This window comes from Pseudomonas plecoglossicida NBRC 103162 = DSM 15088, from assembly GCF_000730665.1.
GTDB classification, from domain to species: domain Bacteria; phylum Pseudomonadota; class Gammaproteobacteria; order Pseudomonadales; family Pseudomonadaceae; genus Aquipseudomonas; species Aquipseudomonas plecoglossicida.
The window spans coordinates 1-2,715 of sequence record NZ_BBIV01000086.1 but is presented as its reverse complement, the minus strand read 5'-3'; the positions used below and the strand labels follow the sequence as shown (position 1 = coordinate 2,715).

At 66.1% G+C, this 2,715-nt stretch carries 2 protein-coding genes; both read left to right on the top strand.

The window, feature by feature from the left end:
* The first annotated feature begins 48 nt into the window (after window positions 1-48).
* On the top strand, window positions 49-1,416 hold the full coding sequence (locus PPL01S_RS24175; RefSeq protein ID WP_016392745.1) for an NAD(P)-dependent oxidoreductase: 1,368 nt from the start codon (window positions 49-51) through the stop codon (window positions 1,414-1,416).
* Window positions 1,417-2,691 carry an NAD-dependent dihydropyrimidine dehydrogenase subunit PreA gene (preA, locus tag PPL01S_RS24170; RefSeq protein ID WP_028626260.1) on the top strand — a complete coding sequence of 425 codons (1,275 nt, stop codon included), beginning with the start codon at window positions 1,417-1,419 and terminating at the stop codon, window positions 2,689-2,691.
* Window positions 2,692-2,715: the final 24 nt, after the last annotated feature.

Here is a 2,715-nt window from a genome sequence, read left to right as displayed (position 1 = left end):
CGATCAGGCCCAACACCAGCCCCCTATAAAAAAAGAGAGGCTACAACCGTGATCGATGCCCTGAACCACTTGCCGCGCCCCCGTGCCGGCAACGACTCGCTGGCCGAGCAATTCAGCGACCTCGCCCCGCCCCTCACCGCCCGCCAGGCCGCCGTGGAAAGCGCCCGTTGTCTGTATTGCTACGACGCCCCCTGCGTGAACGCCTGCCCGAGCGAAATCGACATCCCTTCGTTCATTCACCGCATCAGCGACGAAAACCTGCAGGGCGCCGCCGAACGCATCCTGTCGGCCAACATTCTCGGCGGTAGCTGCGCCCGCGTGTGCCCCACCGAGATCCTCTGCCAGCAGGCCTGCGTGCGCAACAACGCCCAGGAATGCGCCCCGGTGCTGATCGGCCAGCTGCAGCGCTACGCACTCGACAACGCGGCTTTCAGCGAACACCCGTTCCAGCGCTCGCCCGCCACCGGCAAATGCATCGCCGTGGTCGGTGCCGGCCCCGCCGGGTTGTCCTGCGCCCATCGCCTGGCCATGCACGGCCATGACGTGGTGGTGTTCGAAGCCAGCGAAAAGGCCGGCGGCCTCAACGAGTACGGCATCGCCCGCTACAAGCTGGTGGACGACTTTGCCCAGCGCGAAGTGGATTTCCTGCTGGGTATCGGCGGCATCGAGATCCGTCACGGCCAGCGCCTGGGCGGCAACCTTGGCCTGGCCGAGCTGCGCGACCAGTACGACGCGGTGTTCCTCGGCCTGGGCCTGAACGCCGTGCGCCAGCTTGGCCTGGCGGACGAAGAAGCCCCTGGCCTGCTCGCCGCCACCCATTACATCCGAGAACTGCGCCAGGCCGACGACCTCACGCAACTGCCGTTGGCCGACCGCTGCCTGGTCATCGGCGCAGGCAACACCGCCATCGACATGGCCGTGCAGATGAGCCGCCTGGGCGCACGCGACGTCAACCTGGTGTACCGCCGCGGCCACGAAGACATGGGTGCCACCGGCCACGAGCAGGACATCGCCAAGGCCAACCAGGTCCGCCTGCATACCTGGGCCCGCCCCGACAGCGTGCTGCTGGGCGACGATGGCCGGGTACGCGGCATGCGTTTCGCGCGCACCGAACGGGTCGAGGGCAACCTGCGCGATACCGGGGAAACCTTCGAGCTGGCCGCCGACGCCATCTTCAAGGCCATCGGCCAACGCTTCGACGAGCAGAGCCTGAGCGACCCCATGGCCGCGCAACTGGCGCGCGACGGCGAACGCATCCGCGTCGACACCGACATGCGCACCAGCCTGCCAGGCGTGTACGCCGGCGGCGACTGCACCGCCCTGGGCCAGGACCTCACCGTCCAGGCCGTGCAACATGGCAAGCTGGCCGCCGAAGCCATCCATGCCCAACTCATGCTCAACGTGGAGGCAGCGTAAATGGCCGACTTGTCCATCGTATTCGCCGGTATCAAGGCACCCAACCCGTTCTGGCTGGCCTCCGCGCCGCCGACCGACAAGGCCTACAACGTGGTCCGCGCCTTCGAGGCCGGCTGGGGTGGGGTGGTCTGGAAAACCCTGGGCGAGGACCCGGCAGCGGTCAACGTGTCGTCGCGCTACTCGGCGCACTACGGCGCCAACCGCCAGGTGCAGGGCATCAACAACATCGAGCTGATCACCGACCGTTCGCTGGAAATCAACCTGCGTGAAATCACCCAGGTGAAGAAGGACTGGCCCGACCGTGCACTGGTGGTGTCGCTGATGGTGCCGTGCGAGGAAGCATCATGGAAGTTCATCCTGCCGCTGGTGGAAGCCACCGGCGCCGACGGCATCGAACTGAACTTCGGCTGCCCCCACGGCATGCCCGAGCGGGGCATGGGCGCCGCAGTCGGCCAGGTGCCCGAATACGTCGAGATGGTCACCCGCTGGTGCAAGACGCACTGCTCGTTGCCAGTGATCGTCAAGCTCACGCCGAACATCACCGACATCCGCCAGTCGGCTCGCGCGGCCCACCGCGGCGGGGCGGATGCGGTGTCGTTGATCAACACCATCAACTCGATCACCAGCGTCGACCTCGACCGCATGGTCGCCCACCCGATCGTCGGCGATCAAAGCACCCACGGCGGCTACTGTGGCTCGGCGGTAAAACCCATCGCCCTGAACATGGTCGCCGAGATCGCCCGCGACCCGCAAACCCATGGCTTGCCCATCTGCGGCATCGGCGGGATCGGCAACTGGCGTGATGCGGCCGAGTTCATCGCCCTGGGCAGTGGCGCAGTGCAGGTGTGCACGGCGGCGATGTTGCATGGTTTTCGCATTGTCGAGGACATGCAGGATGGCCTGGCACGCTGGATGGACCAGCACGGGCACCGCAACCTGGAGGCCTTCCGCGGGCAGGCGGTGGCCCATACCACCGACTGGAAGTACCTGGACATCAACTACAAGTCGGTGGCGCAGATCGACCAGGACGCGTGCATAGGCTGCGGGCGTTGTCATATTGCCTGTGAAGATACTTCGCACCAGGCCATCGCCAGTACGCTGAAGGCCGACGGGACCCATGCCTACAGCGTGATCGAGGAAGAATGCGTGGGCTGCAACCTGTGCCAGATCACCTGCCCGGTGGAGAACTGCATCGAGATGGTGGCGCAGGATACTGGCAAGCCTTACCTGAACTGGACGCAGGATCCGCGTAATCCCTACCGCGAAGCCAGCTGAGGCAGTACCGGCCTCATCGCCGGC